Source organism: Cellulophaga sp., from assembly GCF_039943695.1.
GTDB lineage: Bacteria > Bacteroidota > Bacteroidia > Flavobacteriales > Flavobacteriaceae > Cellulophaga.
On the sequence record NZ_JBDVAA010000026.1, the window covers coordinates 1 to 17,638 of the forward strand.

Annotated in this window: 18 protein-coding genes; 14 read left to right on the forward strand and 4 right to left on the reverse strand. The window is 32.2% G+C overall.

Going from position 1 to position 17,638, the window contains the following annotated elements; genetic code table 11:
* The 4 genes from ABJD66_RS02260 to ABJD66_RS02275 form a co-directional block, all read left to right on the forward strand.
* On the forward strand, positions 1–317 hold a 317-nt coding region (locus ABJD66_RS02260), incomplete at its 5' end, for a response regulator (RefSeq protein WP_348127729.1).
* 138 nt (positions 318–455) lie between these two features.
* Complete coding sequence (locus ABJD66_RS02265; protein ID WP_348127732.1) at positions 456–1,673, forward strand: cell envelope biogenesis protein OmpA; 1,218 nt, start codon at positions 456–458, stop codon at positions 1,671–1,673.
* Between the two features lie 108 nt (positions 1,674–1,781).
* The gene (locus tag ABJD66_RS02270) at positions 1,782–3,794 is read left to right on the forward strand and encodes a type IX secretion system membrane protein PorP/SprF (protein WP_303541672.1); all 2,013 of its coding nucleotides are present in this window, start codon (positions 1,782–1,784) and stop codon (positions 3,792–3,794) included.
* Positions 3,795–4,675: 881 nt separating this feature from the next.
* Complete coding sequence (locus tag ABJD66_RS02275; RefSeq protein ID WP_100895775.1) at positions 4,676–5,305, forward strand: response regulator transcription factor; 630 nt, start codon at positions 4,676–4,678, stop codon at positions 5,303–5,305.
* 149 nt (positions 5,306–5,454) lie between these two features.
* On the opposite strand, the gene ABJD66_RS02280 is transcribed toward ABJD66_RS02275, so the two are convergent.
* From ABJD66_RS02280 to ABJD66_RS02290, 3 genes are read right to left on the reverse strand one after another with little or no spacing between them, the layout of a single operon-like run.
* Positions 5,455–6,195 carry a hypothetical protein gene (locus tag ABJD66_RS02280; RefSeq protein ID WP_303541670.1) on the reverse strand — a complete coding sequence of 247 codons (741 nt, stop codon included), beginning with the start codon at positions 6,193–6,195 and terminating at the stop codon, positions 5,455–5,457.
* A 7-nt stretch (positions 6,196–6,202) separates the two neighbouring features.
* On the reverse strand, positions 6,203–6,922 hold the full coding sequence (locus ABJD66_RS02285; RefSeq protein ID WP_348127734.1) for a DUF3307 domain-containing protein: 720 nt from the start codon (positions 6,920–6,922) through the stop codon (positions 6,203–6,205).
* Entirely contained in the window at positions 6,916–7,518 is a 603-nt protein-coding gene (locus tag ABJD66_RS02290; protein WP_303541665.1) for a SatD family protein, read from the reverse strand. The genes ABJD66_RS02285 and ABJD66_RS02290 overlap by 7 nt, the downstream gene beginning before the upstream one ends.
* A gap of 259 nt (positions 7,519–7,777) precedes the next feature.
* Between ABJD66_RS02290 and ABJD66_RS02295 the strand changes: the two genes are divergently transcribed.
* The gene (locus ABJD66_RS02295) at positions 7,778–9,334 is read left to right on the forward strand and encodes an FAD-dependent protein (RefSeq protein WP_348127738.1); all 1,557 of its coding nucleotides are present in this window, start codon (positions 7,778–7,780) and stop codon (positions 9,332–9,334) included.
* Between the two features lie 119 nt (positions 9,335–9,453).
* Here ABJD66_RS02295 and ABJD66_RS02300 read toward each other — a convergent pair whose 3' ends face one another.
* The gene (locus tag ABJD66_RS02300; protein WP_198519433.1) at positions 9,454–9,609 is read right to left on the reverse strand and encodes a hypothetical protein; all 156 of its coding nucleotides are present in this window, start codon (positions 9,607–9,609) and stop codon (positions 9,454–9,456) included.
* Between the two features lie 187 nt (positions 9,610–9,796).
* Between ABJD66_RS02300 and ABJD66_RS02305 the strand changes: the two genes are divergently transcribed.
* The 9 genes from ABJD66_RS02305 (at position 9,797) to ABJD66_RS02345 (ending at position 17,390) form a co-directional block, all read left to right on the forward strand.
* Entirely contained in the window at positions 9,797–10,228 is a 432-nt protein-coding gene (locus tag ABJD66_RS02305; protein ID WP_348127741.1) for a hypothetical protein, read from the forward strand.
* A gap of 164 nt (positions 10,229–10,392) precedes the next feature.
* Positions 10,393–12,624 (forward strand): TonB-dependent receptor plug domain-containing protein, encoded by a 2,232-nt coding sequence (locus ABJD66_RS02310; RefSeq protein WP_348127744.1) that lies wholly within the window; start codon positions 10,393–10,395, stop codon positions 12,622–12,624.
* 113 nt (positions 12,625–12,737) lie between these two features.
* Positions 12,738–13,163 (forward strand): hypothetical protein, encoded by a 426-nt coding sequence (locus ABJD66_RS02315; protein WP_348127747.1) that lies wholly within the window; start codon positions 12,738–12,740, stop codon positions 13,161–13,163.
* 162 nt (positions 13,164–13,325) lie between these two features.
* Positions 13,326–13,787, forward strand: coding sequence for a peptide-methionine (R)-S-oxide reductase MsrB (gene msrB, locus ABJD66_RS02320; RefSeq protein ID WP_348127750.1), 462 nt, complete (start codon positions 13,326–13,328; stop codon positions 13,785–13,787).
* The gene (gene msrA / locus ABJD66_RS02325; RefSeq protein ID WP_348127753.1) at positions 13,784–14,335 is read left to right on the forward strand and encodes a peptide-methionine (S)-S-oxide reductase MsrA; all 552 of its coding nucleotides are present in this window, start codon (positions 13,784–13,786) and stop codon (positions 14,333–14,335) included. The genes msrB and msrA overlap by 4 nt, the downstream gene beginning before the upstream one ends.
* A gap of 60 nt (positions 14,336–14,395) precedes the next feature.
* Positions 14,396–14,671, forward strand: a complete 276-nt coding sequence (locus ABJD66_RS02330) for a GNAT family N-acetyltransferase (protein ID WP_100895765.1) — start codon at positions 14,396–14,398, stop codon at positions 14,669–14,671.
* Between the two features lie 3 nt (positions 14,672–14,674).
* The gene (locus ABJD66_RS02335; RefSeq protein ID WP_348127757.1) at positions 14,675–16,237 is read left to right on the forward strand and encodes a protein adenylyltransferase SelO; all 1,563 of its coding nucleotides are present in this window, start codon (positions 14,675–14,677) and stop codon (positions 16,235–16,237) included.
* Positions 16,238–16,266: 29 nt separating this feature from the next.
* Positions 16,267–17,001 (forward strand): flavodoxin family protein, encoded by a 735-nt coding sequence (locus ABJD66_RS02340; protein ID WP_303541650.1) that lies wholly within the window; start codon positions 16,267–16,269, stop codon positions 16,999–17,001.
* A gap of 107 nt (positions 17,002–17,108) precedes the next feature.
* On the forward strand, positions 17,109–17,390 hold the full coding sequence (locus tag ABJD66_RS02345) for a DUF427 domain-containing protein (protein WP_100895762.1): 282 nt from the start codon (positions 17,109–17,111) through the stop codon (positions 17,388–17,390).
* The last annotated feature ends 248 nt before the right edge of the window (positions 17,391–17,638 follow it).

Genomic DNA, 17,638 nt, shown 5'->3' on the forward strand with positions numbered 1-17,638 from the left:
TAGAAGGTATAGACAATAATATTGTTAGAACAGCAAGTAATAGTAACGAGGCTATGTCTGCCTTACGCTTTTTTTCACCAGACATTATATTATTAGATATAGGATTAAGCGGAGATAAAGACGGTATTGAAGTTGCAGAGGTAATAAATAAAGATTATCAAATACCATTTGTTTTTATAACTGGTAACTCTGATGCATCTACAATAGAAAGAGCAAATAAAACAAACCCAATGCACATAATTCGTAAACCTATTGATGAAAACCAGTTAAAGGCTGAGTTTGAAATTATATGTGGAAAACTGGTCGAAAAGCTCTAAAAAGTGCATTTCAGCATATAAAAAATGATTTTAATCGATGAAATGAGCCTTTTTTACAAAAACCTATGAATATTTACTAGTATAAGTAACGGGTTAATTCTAGATCTTTGATGTAAGAATAATATAACCCCTTATCTTATGAAAAATTTAATAACCCACAAAGCAGCAATAGTATGTATATCTACTTTCTTTTGCTATTCGTTATCAGCACAAAAATCAGTTGCTCATAACTCTTCAAAAACTACAACCGTAGAAGTTCAAAAAAGAATTGACAACTACAAACAACTTAAAAACTTAGGTTACGCAGACAAAGAGATTTACGAAGATCTTGGTAACGCTAACTTTTTAGTAAAAAAATACAAAACAGCTATTTTTTGGTACAAGAAATTAAAAGATGTTAGCAAAGATAAAATGCTTAACAATAGCTACCAAGAACGTTACCAATTTGCACTTAAAAAAGTTGGTGTAAGCACTACAGACAATGCTAGTGACAATAAAGATTGGATGAAAGCTGTTGCTAGTGATTACAAAACAAAAAAACAAAAAAACAATACTACTTATGCTGGCAAATATGGCGAGTATAGTTTTAACCCAAGAGGTAATTCTTCTCTAGAAACAGTATCTCAGCAAAATAATTACTTAGAAGAAATTAAAGATAAACACAATGCATACAAAACACCAGTTGCAGTAACTGCAGATGGTAAAACAGCTTACTTTAGTAAAGGTGTTTATGTGAAGCCAGCTACCGGAATTTTTTCTAAAAAAGAAATAGTTCATAAAATATATAGAGCTGAAAATGTTAACGGCAAATGGAAAAACGTAAAAGAAATTGCTTTAGCACCTAAAAACTACTCTGCAATGCACCCTACTGTTTCTGAAGATGGTAAACGTTTATTTTTTGCTTCTAATATGCCTGGTACTTTTGGTAAGTTTGATATATATGTAGCTTCTATTAACTCAAAAGGAGAATTTGGAGTTGCTAAAAACTTAGGAAAAAAAGTAAACACAGAAAAAAACGACTTGTATCCTAAAGTAGTAAACGGAAACTCTTTATTTTTTGCATCTAACGGACATAAAGGATATGGCGGACTAGATATATATATGGTAGAAGTTGGACAACGTAAAGTTGGTATTGCTGCAAACTTAGGCAGTAAAATTAACAGCGACAAGGATGATTTTTCTTTAGACTTAAGATCTAAAAACGGAATGGGCTATGTAATGTCTAACCGAGGACAAGGTAATGTAGAAAAAGTAGCCTTTACTTATACCAACAGTAACAAAAGAGATTTTAACTCTTTAGAGGCTGTTAATGATGAATCATCAATAAACTACTCAACATCTGTTTTTGAAGATTAAGAACCAAGTATTATAAACCACCCCCTTAGTTTATAATTCTTTTACAGTACTTAAGTAAAAAAAGTACTTATCACTTTCACCCCAAAAATAACCGTAATTTTTACTACTATGAAAAGTCAAGTTTCATCATCTAACAAAATCTATTTACTAGCTTTAATATGTATTGTATTAGGCTTACAAACAGTAACTGCACAAGAAGCTACTGTTTCAGAAAATAGTTCAAGCAATTCGTACCACAATCAAATGTTTTTTAATAGATTTTTAATAAATCCTACCTTTTCATTGGTAAGAGAAAATAAATCTTACTTAAACATTTTGCATAGAAACCAGTACGCAACTTTTGATGATAACGTACAAAACTATTTTGTAGGTTTTAGTAGTAAAATTAACGACAATGCCGCTTTTGGTATTGGTATTTACAGTCAGTGGGCTGGTGTTGTACAAGAGTTTGGCTTTAATGCAAATTATGCAACTGCTGTACAACTAGGTGAAAAGAGTATGCTTACATTTGGCGCTAATGTTACTTATTTTAACGAGGGATTAGATAAAAACAGAATTGTAGCAGACAATAACGATTTACAGTTAATAGATGCTAAAAAAGAAAGTAAATTAGCTATACAACCTGCTATTACACTATCTGTTGGTAGATTTGATGTTGGTATTTACGCTAAAGATTTAGTAAGATATAACCAAACAACAAATGCTTTTTCTACTAACTTTAATGATAAAAGTGTAAAGGCATCTTTACAATACACACAACCATTTAATGCTACTAGAGGTTTATTTGCAGAAGCAAGGTTTATGCCTCTTGTACAAGTGGGTAAAAACGAAAACGGAAACATATCTTATATAGGTTCTATGTTATTAGATTTACCTAAGTACGGATGGTTACAATCTACAATAGACAACGAACACGGAGTATCTATGGGGTTAGGATTTAACTTAAACAACAAAATGTCTTTAGGTTATTTGCTAGAAAAAGATATTATGAACAACGAAACAGATTTAGGGTGGAACCACGAGTTGTCTTTAGCATATACATTTAAAAACAACGGTCCTGCATTTGCTACTAATGATAAGCAAGAATCACAAGACCGTAAAGTAGACAATATTATAAGAAATTATGAAGAGCAAATTTTAGCTCTTATGGAAGATCAAAAAAGAGATAAAGAAAGAATTGTAGCATTAGAAAGCGGTAAAGATGCTACCAGAATGGCTATTTCTAGCAAAAAAAGAGAAAATGAAATATTAGCATTAATAACAAAGCAAAATAGCTTAAAAAGAGAGCAAGACAATACTCCTAAAAGTAACACTACTAACAATAGCAACATAAACACATACGCTAGCACTACAAATACTCCAAAAAACAAAGTGCAAGATAAGTTTAATTCAATTGTAAAAAACTTTGAGTCGCAAAGTGTTACATTAAATAGCAAAAAGAAAAAAGATAACCGTAAAAATAAAAGAGCTTCTAAATCTAGAGCTGTTACAGAGCAAACAACTGTACAAACAGACGTAAACTCTTTAGCTTATGAAAACAGATTAATTTTAGATGAACTTATTTTAAGACAAGATTCTATAGAAAATGCTAGAAGCAGAGATTTAGAAAAAAAGTTTGAGTCTATAGTTCGTATTTTAAGAAACGATATTAAACAAAACCTACAAACTACAGCACAAGAAGTAAACACAGTACCTAACAGCGCTGTAGCAGCTACAACAACTAAAAAGGTTACTTATAAGTTAGATGCAGATAAAAAAGTTGCTGCAACAACAGAGAACAAAAAATTTAAGAAGATTCCTTTAAAAGTAGTAAACCAATCAGATATGGATGGTGTTAAGTCTGGCTTCTACGTTATTGCAAATGTGTATAAAACAAAAAAGTACTTAGATGCTTTTATGGCTAAACTTAAAAAAGAAAATATAGATGCTAAGCAATTTTATAACAAAGAAAATGATCTTTACTATGTGTACTTAGCAGACTACAGTTATATGCAAGATGCTGAAGATGCATACGCATCTAACCTAAACGGTAAATACCAGGATGAAAAATGGATATTAAAGGTAGACAAACCTACATATTCTGCTTCAACTGCTACAGCTTCAAATATATATGAAGATTAATACAATATAAGTTGCCTCTCCCAAGAGGAAAAATTGGGTTATTTTATAAGTGAAAATTACGCATCGGGGGTTGCGGGTAGTCCTAAAAGACAAAGTATATAACGTTCTTATACTTGTCTTTTGGACTATTTTTTTTTACAAAAAAGTGTATTTCATCTAATAAACACACTTTAGAATTATTCTAAATAAGCTGTTAATTTTTTAACACTTTATCGATTAGCCCTTTCCTGATAAACGCTCAAAAGCACAAAAGTGACGTTGAAATGCAGTTTAACTATTTTTAAATACGATTTTACTTACTTTTAAATTTTGCCAGATAACGCAAAAGTCATATCTTTAGTATAGAGATACAGATAAATAGTATAGAACCTATTTAATAAACAAAGCTTTTTCTATTAAAATGAACGTTAGGAAAAAGCTTAAATCAATTAAAATATAATATTTATCTACTCTAAAAATTAAATTTAGAAGCTTGTAAAAAGGTTTCTTTAACCCCCGAAAAACCCAAATTATATGACACTTTTTTACACTTTAAAAAGTAACCAAAAACAAGCCTACAAAAACTGCAATCAGCAGTCATTTTTACCCCTACAAAAAAATGATCATCTACGCTGTAAACGGTATTTTAATCTCAGTATTTAATTTTTTTTGACTGTCTAGAAAACTATTATTTATATAGTATTGTAGCTAAAATTAAAAAATAAGAGTAACCCCTACCCTTTTAATTTTAAGTATAATATTTATCTATTAAATAGTACTTAATTATTGTAAAAAATAGTTAAGAATGGATTTCTATGGCCTATTTTAAAAATAAATACTACCCCAAATTTCACTTATAAACTTAACCTGCATGCTTTTAAGTATGCAAAAACCCCCAACTTATGCAAACTAAAAATTTAAATGTTATTGTAATAGATAACGATCCACTGTTTAAAAAAACGTACAAGCACTATTTTGAGTTATACTCAGACTACAACCTAATTGGTATATATGGTTCTGCAAAAGAAGCTTTAAGATCTTCTACAACTGTATCACCAGATATTATTATTACAGATATTCCTGAAGAAGAATTAGGTGGTATAGACGTACTTATTAAATTTAAAAAGAAAGCAATTAATGCTAAAATTATAATTGTTAGTGAACAAAATGATTTTACACTAATTAAAAAAGCTTTTAAAAACGGAGCAAATGGTTACCTAACTAAACCGCTTACAGAAATGAGGCTTTATGATGCCTTAAACTCTATTAAAGTTGATGGCGCTGCACTTAGTAATGATATTGCTAAGCAAGTAATATCTATGTTTCAGCGTAAATCTTTTAGTGAGTTTTCTAAAAGAGAAAACGAAATTATAGATTTATTGTTTGAAGGAGCTACGTACAAAACAATAGCAGAAAAATTATTTGTTACTGCAAGTGCAGTAAACTTTCATATTCAAAACATTTACTTAAAACTTAATGTAAATTCTAAGTCTGAAGCATTGGACAGGCTAAGACAGTTAGATTGTGCTTAAAAGCACACAAGCAAAGCAAAAACATACAAAAACCTACTTATGCTATTTGCTTATGCTAAAATTTAAATAGTCTAGGCTATTTATGTAGATTGTCCATATTTTACCATAAGACCCTTGAAATTGTTGATTTTTTCAGGGGTTTTATACTTTTAATCAGTAAAAATAGTTTCTCCTTTTACTAACCAAGCTATTCCAAAACACTCTATAGCAACGGTCTCCATCCAAAAAGTAATGTGGTTTTGGTAATACACATCTTCTGGTATTACTTTTAATAAACCTAGCACTATTACAGTTAATGCAGACAACATTAATATTCCGCTTATTTTATAAATTGTATTGCGCTGCTTTTTTTCTTTAGTGCGTTCTGCCTTTGGTTTGTTAGATCTTGTAAAAATAAAGAGCGACATATAGTTAAGACTTAGCAAAAATATAGCTGCTGCTATGTAATGAAAACGCACACGCCAAACACTATCTTCTATATATGTTACACTATATGCTGCATCTGCATCACAACACGTAACCGCTATATTATCTGTAGGAAACAGTAGTAATAAAATTGCAAAAAGCCCTGCTATAAAAGAGACATAAAAATCTATAGGCTCTCTGCCTTTATATACCATTAAAAATATAGCCATAATACTTACAACTATAATAAAAATAGGGTTTGCACGTGTATAATAATAATGACTAATAGATTCTAATGTGCTTGGATGCTCTGTTGTAAGCCATAAAAAACCAAATAATAACACAGGTAATATAATGCCTAAAACACCTATTAATTTACGTAAAGTCTGAGTATTAGTTAGCCAAATATCATCATCCCTATCATAATTTAAATGTAACATTTTTTGCATTTTAGAAGGCGATGTTTTTTCGTTCTCTAACTTCATAACAATACTATTTAGGTAATTGTTCTACTATATAATTATATCCTAAAGCTATTAAAATAGCCAACCCAAAGCTTATTAAAGTTCCTATTAATATGTATTCTGTTAACTTACGATCGTTTGCTTTAGATAAATCTCCAAACCTAAAAACAGATTTAGCTGTTAGTAAAAACCCTATTCCACTCCATTGCCCCAAAACAATAAACATAAAAATAAACAAGCGCTCTAACACACCTATGTAAGCACCTGCATTTTTTAGTGATTTTTTTGTGTCGTCCTCTAATTTCCATTTAGAAATTATAACTTTCATTAAAATAGAAGACACATTTGTAAGTAAAAAAATAGCTATTAAAAATAGTATTACACTAGGTGTAGTTAAATAAGCTAGGTCTAAACTATAATCTGTATAAGTAGTAGCTACCAATACTAATATTACCAAGTGCAATGCTTGATCTAAAAAAAATAACACTCTTGCATTGGCATTATTCTGTAATATAAGTTTTGCTAAGTCTATTAAATAATGAGTAATTATAATTGTTCCTATTCCTAAAAAATAGGTTAAGTTAAACTCAAAAATTACAAGCAAAGCAATTAAATGTACAAGTATGTGCAAATAAAGGTATACCGATTTTTGTTTCTTTTCTTGCTTGTCTTTTATCCAACTATTGGGTTGCAACACAAAATCGCCTAAAATATGAGCTAAAAGCAACTTTAAGGTAAATACTAACATAGTTTTTCTATTTGTGTGTTATAGTAATCTAATATTTTTAAAATCTCATCAAAGCCAGCTTTTTTTAAACTAGTACTTATATTACTTTGTTTTTTATCTAGTTTTTCTGCCAACTCTTTTTGTGTTACAGTTGTATCTTCTAAGCTTTCTTTTATTAAAAGCGCGTAATTTGGCGTCCAATTATTAACAGTCAGCTCTAACACATCTAACACTAAATTTAAAACTACATTAAAATCTTTCCAAGGGGTTTTTATTGCTAAAGTTTGCTTTTTTAACTCTTCAAAACACTCGCCAGAATTTACATAAGCACTACCGTTTGCTTCTGTAACCTTATCTGCAATATAGCTCTCTTCTCCTATTCCTATTGCCATTCTAACATCTAATGTTTTAAACTGCTTTAGTGCCGTTTTTAGTTTAAAAGCTACTTTTAACGCCAACTTTGGTGTTGTTTTTAATTGAAAACTGTCTCCTCTGTATATTTCCCAATCGTTAGGGTCTGTACCTATTTTTTGTAATTCTGACTTAAGTACTGGCAACCAAACAGCTACATCCTCTGTTCTAGAATTAATAATATCACCTGTTATAACTGCTATCATTTTTTATTTTTTATCAAATATATGCTATTTAACATATAAACACAATTATATGCTATATAACATATAATTTAAAATATATGATTTTAAACATATAAATTGATTTTCTCAAAAAAACTACGAATCTAAAAACAACTATTTTAACAATACTAAGTTTACAAAAATAGCAATTATTATACATTGAAAACGGAATTACATCATCAACCTAAAATAATTCAAAAACAAAAAAAGAGAAATTCTTTTAAAATGGTACTTTTGCGGTATGGTAAGAAACATTCAGCTTAGAACAACATTAAAAGAAGAACCTATAAAAGGGATTCTAACCAAAAAAGCTGCAAAATATTTAGGCATTCCAACATCAGAAATTACAGCCGTAAAAGTAGATCGTAAGTCTATAGATGCACGTAAGCCTACCATTTACTTTAATTATAAAGTATCTGTTTACATAAAAGAACCTGCTCCAGAAAGCAGTAATTATACGTTTGACTATAAAGATGTTTCTAACGCCAAAGAAGTTCATATTATTGGTTTTGGTCCTGCAGGTATGTATGCCGCACTGCGTTGTATAGAGCTAGGTTACAAACCTATTGTTTTAGAGCGTGGTAAAAATGTACAAGACAGACGAAGAGATTTAAAAGCAATTAACCAAGAGCACATTGTAAACCAAGACTCTAATTATTGCTTTGGTGAAGGTGGTGCTGGCACATACTCAGACGGTAAACTATACACTCGTAGTCTTAAGCGTGGTGATGTACGTAGAATTTTTGAAAATCTAGTGTATCACGGAGCAACAGACCAAATTTTGGTAGATGCACACCCACATATTGGTACCAACAAACTACCTAAACTTGTACAAAATATTAGAGAAAACATTATAAAATATGGTGGCGAAGTCCATTTTGATACTAAAGTGGTAGATTTTGACATAAAAAACAATACTTTAAAAGCCATTATTTTAGAAAATGGCAAAGAAATGGCTGTAAATAGTGTAATTCTAGCAACAGGACACTCGGCCAGAGATATTTACTATTTACTACATAAAAAAGAAATTGCACTACAAGCAAAATCTTTTGCAATGGGTGTACGTGTAGAACACCCACAACACATAATAGACAGCATACAATACCATTGCAGCGGACAAAGAGATGAGTTATTGCCTGCTGCTGCATATAGCCTTGTAGAACAGGTAAAAGGCAGAGGTGTATACTCTTTTTGTATGTGCCCTGGCGGATTTATAGTACCTGCAGCAACTGCTCCGGGAGAGGTTGTGGTAAATGGTATGTCGCCATCTAAACGAAATAATTTATATGCAAACTCTGGTATTGTTGTAGAAATTAATGTTGATGAAGATATTCCCAAATACAATAAATTTGGTGTTTTAAAAGGGCTAGAATATCAAAAAGATTTAGAAAAACTTGCTTTTACCGCTGGTGGAAGAAGCCAGGTTGCACCTGCACAGCGATTAACAGACTTTGTAGAAGGAAAATTATCTACAACACTAAATGAAACATCATACCAACCAGGATTAAAATCTGCTCCTATGCACTCTCTATTTCCAAAATTAATTGGTAGTCGTTTAAGAGGCGGATTTAAAGCATTTGGAGATAAAATGAACGGCTATTACACCTCTGAAGCTAATATTATTGGTGTAGAATCTAGAACCTCATCTCCTGTTAATATTCCAAGAACAGAAAAATTAGAACACCCAGAGATAAAGGGCTTGTTCCCTTGCGGAGAAGGTGGTGGTTATGCAGGTGGTATAATTTCTGCAGCTATGGATGGCGAAAGATGTGCAGAAGCTGCAGTTGCAAAAATATAATTTATTTATAGTGTATAAAACTAGCCTTTAGCAATAAGCTTTAGGCTATTGTAATATTACATTGTTTTTAAATAAACAATGCCACAACATAAAACTTAATGCGTTTTACTCAGTACTTCCTAACTTTCTTTCTCTTGTTGTGCTTTTTTAATAATAGCTTTAAGGCGTTCTTTACGCAGTGCCTCTTCTTTTTTCTTTTTATTAATTTTTCTGGCCATTAGCTTTGTGTGCTTTGCCTTATTTAATGTATTTTTTTCTCTTCCTTTTTTTGCCATAACTAGCTAAATTTTAAACACTTTTACATATACCAAAAATAAAAACTTATATTTTTTTTACTTTTTTTAAAACCCTACCTCAAATTATCTCGTTAGTATGGCAAGAGTGCATAAGTTTTTATAGCTTTGGTAGCTGCAAAAATAACACTTAAATACAGAACAATAACATAGTGTTTTAAAGCAAAAAATGGCAAATATTAAGCAACTTTTAGTACAAATTATAGCAATAAGCATTAGCTTGTTGTACGTGCTACATCCGTTGCAACACCAAATTAAAGATGGTTTACACGCTATTTCTCACGCAATAGAAGCACAAAATACAGTTGCAACACACTCGCACAGCCATACCTCAACAAAAGCACATAGTCATTCTCACGCCATACATCATGAGCATCAAATTATAACCTTTTTTAATGACCTGTTTGGCGCACCAGAAAACGACTCTAATGATAGTCTTGTACAGGAAATTAAAATAGACAAGCATATTGCAGACACATATGCATACAACATTAAAAATAACACAACACTTACCATTAACTATATATACACTAGTACAAATAAAACTGCAAAAGGCTATATAGCAATTGTAGAAAAACCTCCTAAAAGCGCACTAGCTTAATACTGCTTATATAAAGCAGAAGAACAATTATATATATAAGAAACGCCAGCTACTATAGGTTTTAACAAACCTATGGATATACTATGCGTTTACAATTCTGGTATCTAAGTGTAAAACTGTGTTATAGTTCTATACAGGATACCGCTTACAACAAACTACAATAAATGAAATATATTATAACAATATTACTGCTCTTGGCAACCATTGGCAGTATACAAGCACACGAACTAAAAGGTACTGTAATGTCTAACAACAATACACCTATAGAGGGTGTTAGTGTGTACAACCAAACAACTGGTAATTACACCTACTCTAACACCTCTGGTTTTTTTAAATTAAATGATGTCTCTTTAAACGATGTTGTTTTCTTTTACAACCTTGGGTACGCTACAAAACAAATTACAATTACAGAAGAGCATTTAAATACAACTATAAAAGTGAGCTTAACAGAAAGTGCTGTCTCTTTAGATCAAGTGGTTTTAGTATCTAAAGTAAACTCCCTTAGTACGTTTTTAGATGTAGATGTTAAAACCAACCCAGTAAAGTCTTCACAAGAAATTTTACGTAAAGTTCCTGGGTTAATTATTGGTCAGCACGCTGGTGGTGGTAAAGCAGAACAAATATTTTTACGTGGTTTTGATATTGATCATGGTACAGATGTTGCCATAAGCGTAGATGGTTTACCTGTAAATATGGTGTCTCATGCACACGGACAAGGATATGCAGATATGCACTTTATTATACCAGAAACGGTAGATAATATAGATTTTGGCAAAGGTCCTTACTATGCAAACGTTGGTAACTTTAACACTGCTGGGTATGTAAACCTAAAAACTAAAAAGAAGTTAAACAAAAATCTACTTTCTGTAGAAGCTGGACAATTTAACAGTTTACGTGCTGTAAGTATGCTTAAGTTATTAGATGAAGAACAAAATAATATGTACTTAGCCTCTGAGCTTGTACTTACAGATGGTGTTTTTGATTCTCCTCAGAATTTTAATAGAATAAACTTAATGGGGCGCTATAACTTTAATAATTACAAAGATCAAGAGTTTACTATTACGGCTAGTCATTTTCAAAGTAAATGGGATGCTTCTGGTCAAATACCTCAGCGTGCAGTAGACCAAGGACTAATTGATAGGTTTGGTGCTATAGATGATACAGAAGGTGGTAAAACTAGTAGATCTAACCTATGGTTTAATCATACCAAACAATTTAACGAGCACGAATCTCTTACTTCTAAGGCATTTGTCTCTAAGTATGACTTTGAACTGTTCTCTAACTTTACGTTCTTTTTAGATGATCCTGTTAACGGAGATCAAATAAAACAAAAAGAGTCTCGTAGTATTTTTGGAGCCGAATCTGTTTATGCTCATCATTTTCATTTTGATAAAGACAATTCGCAATTAAAGTTAGAAGCTGGTGCTGGCTTTAGGTATGATGATGTTAATGATGTAGAACTATCACACACAGCAAACAGACAAACCACTTTAGAAACTTATGCTTTAGGTGATATTGATGAAGTAAATATGTATAGCTTTTTAAACGCTACCTACAAGAAAAACAAGTGGACAATTAATCCTGGCCTACGTTTAGATTATTTTAAAAACGATTATATAGACAAGCTACAAACAGCTTATACTAGTTTAAGTGAAAACAAGGTTTTTGTTAGTCCTAAGTTAAATTTTATTTATGCTGCTTCTCCTAGCGTACAGTTATTTTTAAAATCTGGTATTGGTTTTCATTCTAATGACACGCGTGTGGTTACAGCTAACAATGGTAAAGAAATATTACCTGCTGCTTATGGTAATGATTTGGGTGTAATTCTTAAACCATCATCAAAACTAGTTGTTAACGCTGCTTTATGGAGCTTATTCCTAGAACAAGAGTTTGTATATGTTGGTGATGCTGGTGTGGTAGAACCTAGTGGAAAAACACAACGTTATGGTGTAGACTTAGGTTTTAGATACAATATAACTCCTAATTTATATTTTTATAGTGATGCTAATTACGCTTACGCCAGAAGCACAGAAGAAGTAGATGGTGAAGATTACATACCACTAGCACCTTCTTTAACTGCTGCAGGTGGTTTAACCTTTAAAAACGTTGGTAAGTTTTCTGGTGGATTAAATTACAGATATGTAAAAGACAGACCTGCTAATGAGGACAACTCTATTGTTGCAGATGGTTACTTTTTATCAGATTTTAACCTAAGCTACAATACTAAAAACTGGAGCTACGGAATTATTATAGAGAACTTGTTTGATACAGAGTGGAATGAGAGTCAGTTTGCCACAGAAACAAGATTGTTTAATGAGGATAGCCCTGTAGATGAAATTCACTTTACACCTGGTACTCCTTTCTTTTTAAAAGCTAAAGTTTCCGTAACTTTTTAAAAACGGTATTTTTATTGCACCTAGTAAACCCACAGCTTTTGTTGTGGGTTTACTTTTTTATGAACCTAAAGCACCTATACTATTTTTGCAAAATTTATAGTATATTTAAATTAATGATTAAGAACCTTGTCTTTATTTTATGCTGTATAACACTCTTTTCTTGTTCTAACACAAGCTTAAAAAAGAAAGAGTATCCGTATGTTTGGAAAACTCTAAGTGTTAAAGCCACAGCATATAATTCTTTAGCTTACCAAACATCTTTGCAACCTACTATTGCTGCTTGGGGAGACAGTCTTTCTCCTGGTGATAAATACATAGCCGTTTCTAAAGATTTACTGCAATTGGGATTAAAAAGAGATACCAAAGTTAAATTAGAAGGTTTTAGTGGTATATTTTTAGTTAAAGATAAAATGCACTCTAAATGGCGTAACCGCATAGACATTTATATGGGAGTAGATGTAGAAAAAGCGATTGAATACGGAGTTAAAAAAATTAATATACAGTACAAAACTCTTAAAGATAGCTTAAATACGCCTTAAGTCTATTCAGTTCTTCTTATCTTTAAAACTATTGCTGTTTTACGTGTTGTAACATAATTTCTTCTTTATTTTAATTTGATAGGAATTTGCTTTTAATACGACAAAACACACAAGTAATATAACAGTATCATAACAATTGTAAAGTAGAAAGGAAATTGGTTTATGCTAACTTGGAAAAATGTAATTCATTTTGCTGTAAAAGGCAATTTAGAGCCAGATTTTAAAGTTGAAAAGTCGGAAAATGAGTGGAAACAGTTGTTAACACCTGAACAATACAGAATTACACGTAAAAAAGGAACCGAACCAGCACACACAGGTGCTTTATGTAGTTCTTTTGTAAACGGTAACTATAATTGTGTTTGTTGCAATACGCCATTGTTTAACTCAGACATTAAGTTTAAGTCTAACTCTGGTTGGCCTAGTTTTACACAACCCATTAAAGAAAATGCTATTAAATATGTAAAAGATAGTAGTTTTGGAATGATACGAGTAGAAGTTTTATGCAATACATGCAATGCTCACTTAGGTCATATTTTTCCAGACGGACCAGAACCTAGTGGTTTACGCTACTGCATAAACTCAGAAGCTTTACAATTACAAAATAGAAAGGAAATACAAGAATGAAGAATAGAAAATTAGAAACGTTAACTGTTGGTGGAGGATGCTTTTGGTGTACAGAAGCAGTTTTTAATGAAGTTAAAGGTGTAGAAAAGGTAGTTTCTGGATATACAGGTGGTATTGCGCCTGGTAGACCAACATACAGAGAAATATGCTCTGGCTTAACTGGGCACGCAGAGGTGGTACAGGTTACCTACAATGCCGCAGAAATATCATACCAAGATTTACTGGTTATATTTATGACCACCCACAACCCTACTACATTAAACAGACAAGGTGCAGATGCTGGCACACAGTACAGATCTGTAATTTATTACCATAGCCAAATGCAAAAAGAGGTTGCTGAGGTTGTTTTAGCAGAAATGGCTCCGTATTACGCAGACCCTATTGTAACAGAACTTAGTCCCATAGGTGTTTTTTATGATGCCGAAGAAGACCACCAAAGTTTTTATAAAAACAATAAAACAATGGGCTATTGTACGGTAGTTATAGATCCTAAATTAGCTAAACTGCGACAAATGCACGCAGATAAATTAAAAAGCGTAACAGTTTAATACAACATACAATACCTGTAATTCTTTATGACTTGCAGGTATTTTAAATTTTAAAAAAGAATGAAAGTTATACACAATAAAGAAAATCAAAAATTTACTATGGATGTAGAAGGTGCCACGGCATTTGTAGATTACAAACTTAAAGATGGCAAAATGTACTTGGTCTATTCTGAAGTACCTCCTAGTTTAAGAGGAAAAGGCGTTGGTAAAGTATTAGTAGAACAAACTTTTGAGCTACTTACTGCACAAGGGTACAAAGCTGTAGCTGTTTGTGGCTATGTAAAAGCTATTGCCAAAAGAAGTGATAAGTGGAATACTATAATTGAACAAGCTTAAGTAATGAAATTTAACTTAAAAAATAGGTTTACATCACAATTACCCGCAGATCCTATTTTAGAAAACTCTAGAAGACAGGTTTCTAATGCGTGTTTCTCTTATGTTACTCCTAAACAAACAGCTAATCCACAGTTAATACACTTGTCTGATGATATGTTGAAAACTCTTGGGCTAACTAAAAAAGATAGTGCTAGTAAAGAGTTTTTAAACGTGTTTACAGGTAATAGCGTTATGGCAGACACTAAACCGTATGCTATGTGTTATGGCGGACATCAATTTGGCAATTGGGCCGGACAATTAGGAGATGGTAGAGCTATTAACCTTGCTGAGGTAGAACACAATAACAAAATATGGGCTTTACAACTTAAAGGTGCAGGAGAAACTCCGTATTCTAGAACAGCAGATGGTCTAGCTGTATTGCGATCATCTGTAAGAGAGTATTTATGTAGCGAAGCTATGTACCATTTAGGTGTGCCAACTACAAGAGCTTTATCTTTAGCACTTACAGGAGATAGTGTATTAAGAGATATGTTGTACAATGGTAATGCTGCTTATGAAAAAGGAGCTATTGTTACCAGAGTTGCGCCAAGTTTTTTACGCTTTGGAAATTTTCAATTATTGGCAGCTAGAGAAGATATTTCTACACTAACTACCTTAGTAGACTACACTATTAAAAATCATTTTTCGCATTTAGGCAACCCATCTAAAGAAACATACATTGCATTTTTTAAAGAAGTTGCAGAACGTACGTTAGATATGATTGTGCATTGGCAACGTGTAGGTTTTGTGCACGGTGTTATGAACACAGATAATATGTCTATCTTAGGATTAACTATAGATTATGGCCCTTATGGCTGGTTAGACGATTATAATCCGGACTGGACACCAAATACTACTGACGCCGAAAATAGGCGTTACCGTTACAACAATCAACCTAATGTTGGGTTATGGAATCTTTTTCAATTGGCAAATGCTTTGTTTCCGTTGGTTAATGAGGCCGCTCCCCTAGAAGCCATTTTAGACAATTACAAACTTGGTTATGATAAAGCTTCTTTAAAAATGATGCGCTCTAAAATTGGTTTGTATTCTGAATTTGACTCCGACTTTAAACTAATTGAAGAGCTAGAAGCTAATTTGCAGCGTTTAGAGACCGATATGACCATCTTTTACAGAAACTTAACTGCATTTAACAAAGAGGCTCCTAAAGATGCTCTAAAACAGCTTAAAGAAGCTTTATATACTCCTACTGCACTTACAGATGACATCAAAGCACATTGGATTAATTGGTTTACAGCATATGCGAGCAGGTTAAAGTTAGAAAAAACTATAGATTCTGAACGTAAAGTAAAGATGAATTTAACCAACCCTAAGTACGTATTACGCAACTATATGGCTCAATTAGCAATTGACGCAGCTGATAACGGAAATTATAGTGTGTTAGATGAGTTATATCAGCTATTAAAAAATCCGTACAAAGAACAACCAGAACATCAAAAGTGGTTTGCCAAAAGACCAGATTGGGCAAAAAACAAAGTAGGTTGTTCTATGCTATCCTGTAGCTCTTAATATCTGGTCAAAACTAAAAAACAGATCCTATGCAAAAAACAGATTTTAGTAATTTAAAGGCAATGTACATTAACTGTACGCTAAAAAAATCACCATCAGAAAGTCATACTTCTAAACTTATGGAGGTTTCTAAGCAAATTATGCGCAAAGAGAATGTAACTGTAGATCAATTACGACTTGTAGATCACGATGTTGCTAGTGGTGTTTATCCAGATATGACAGAACATGGCTGGGAAAAAGATGAATGGCCAGAACTATTTAAAAAAATTATAGACGCAGATATCCTTATAATGGGGACTCCCATTTGGTTAGGAGAAAAGTCTTCTATTGCTCAAAAACTTATTGAAAGATTATATGCTATGAGTGGTATGACAAATGAAAAGGGACAGTATTTGTTCTACGGAAAAGTTGGTGGCACAATCATAACAGGCAACGAAGATGGTGTTAAGCACTGCGCAATGGGTATTTTGTACTCTTTACAGCACATTGGATATTCTATACCACCACAAGCAGATGCTGGTTGGATTGGTGAGGTTGGCCCAGGACCTAGCTACGGAGACACCGAGTGGAAAGGAGAAAAACTAGACACCCCTGTTGGCTTGCAGTCTGACTTTACCAACAGAAATACCACTTTTATGACCTACAACCTTATGCATTTAGCAAAAATGTTGAAAGAACAAGGTGGTTACCCAAGTTATGGTAATTCTCGTGAAGGCTGGGATAATGGCAAAAAGTGGAGCTTTGAAAACCCCGAATACCGCTAACAAAACAGCTAATTAACTGCTAAGCAACACCATAGTTGCACTGTAATTTTAAACCCTTTTTTCCGACAAAATAACCAATAATAACAAATAAATTAAAAACCACATTTATGAAAGCAATTTGGAACAACACTGTTATCGCAGAGAGTAATGATACTATAGTAATAGAAAACAATCATTATTTTCCTAAAGAGAGCATTAAGCAAGAGTTTTTTACAGCATCAACTACACATACTACATGTCCTTGGAAAGGAAAAGCCCATTACTATAGCCTTTCTGTAGATGGTAAGGAAAATAAAGATGCTGCTTGGCATTACCCAGAGGTGTCAAAAATGGCAAAACCAATAGAAGGTTATGTTGCTTTTTGGAAAGGTGTAGAAGTTGTAGAATAGTTTTTCTTTTAGTTTAGAATGATAGAAAAACAACTTTATATAATTGTATTAGATGGCAGATGCCATTTGTGCACAAAAGCTGTTTATAAATTGTTCATTGGGGTGCAGAGAGTCCAACAAAGTTTTATTTCTTCAATAGGATAAAACACAAATTCACCTCAAGTATTAATTATTAAACTTTATATTCAAATCAAAACACTTAAATAACTGGATAACAAATTTTTAAAAACAATACAAAATATTCAAAA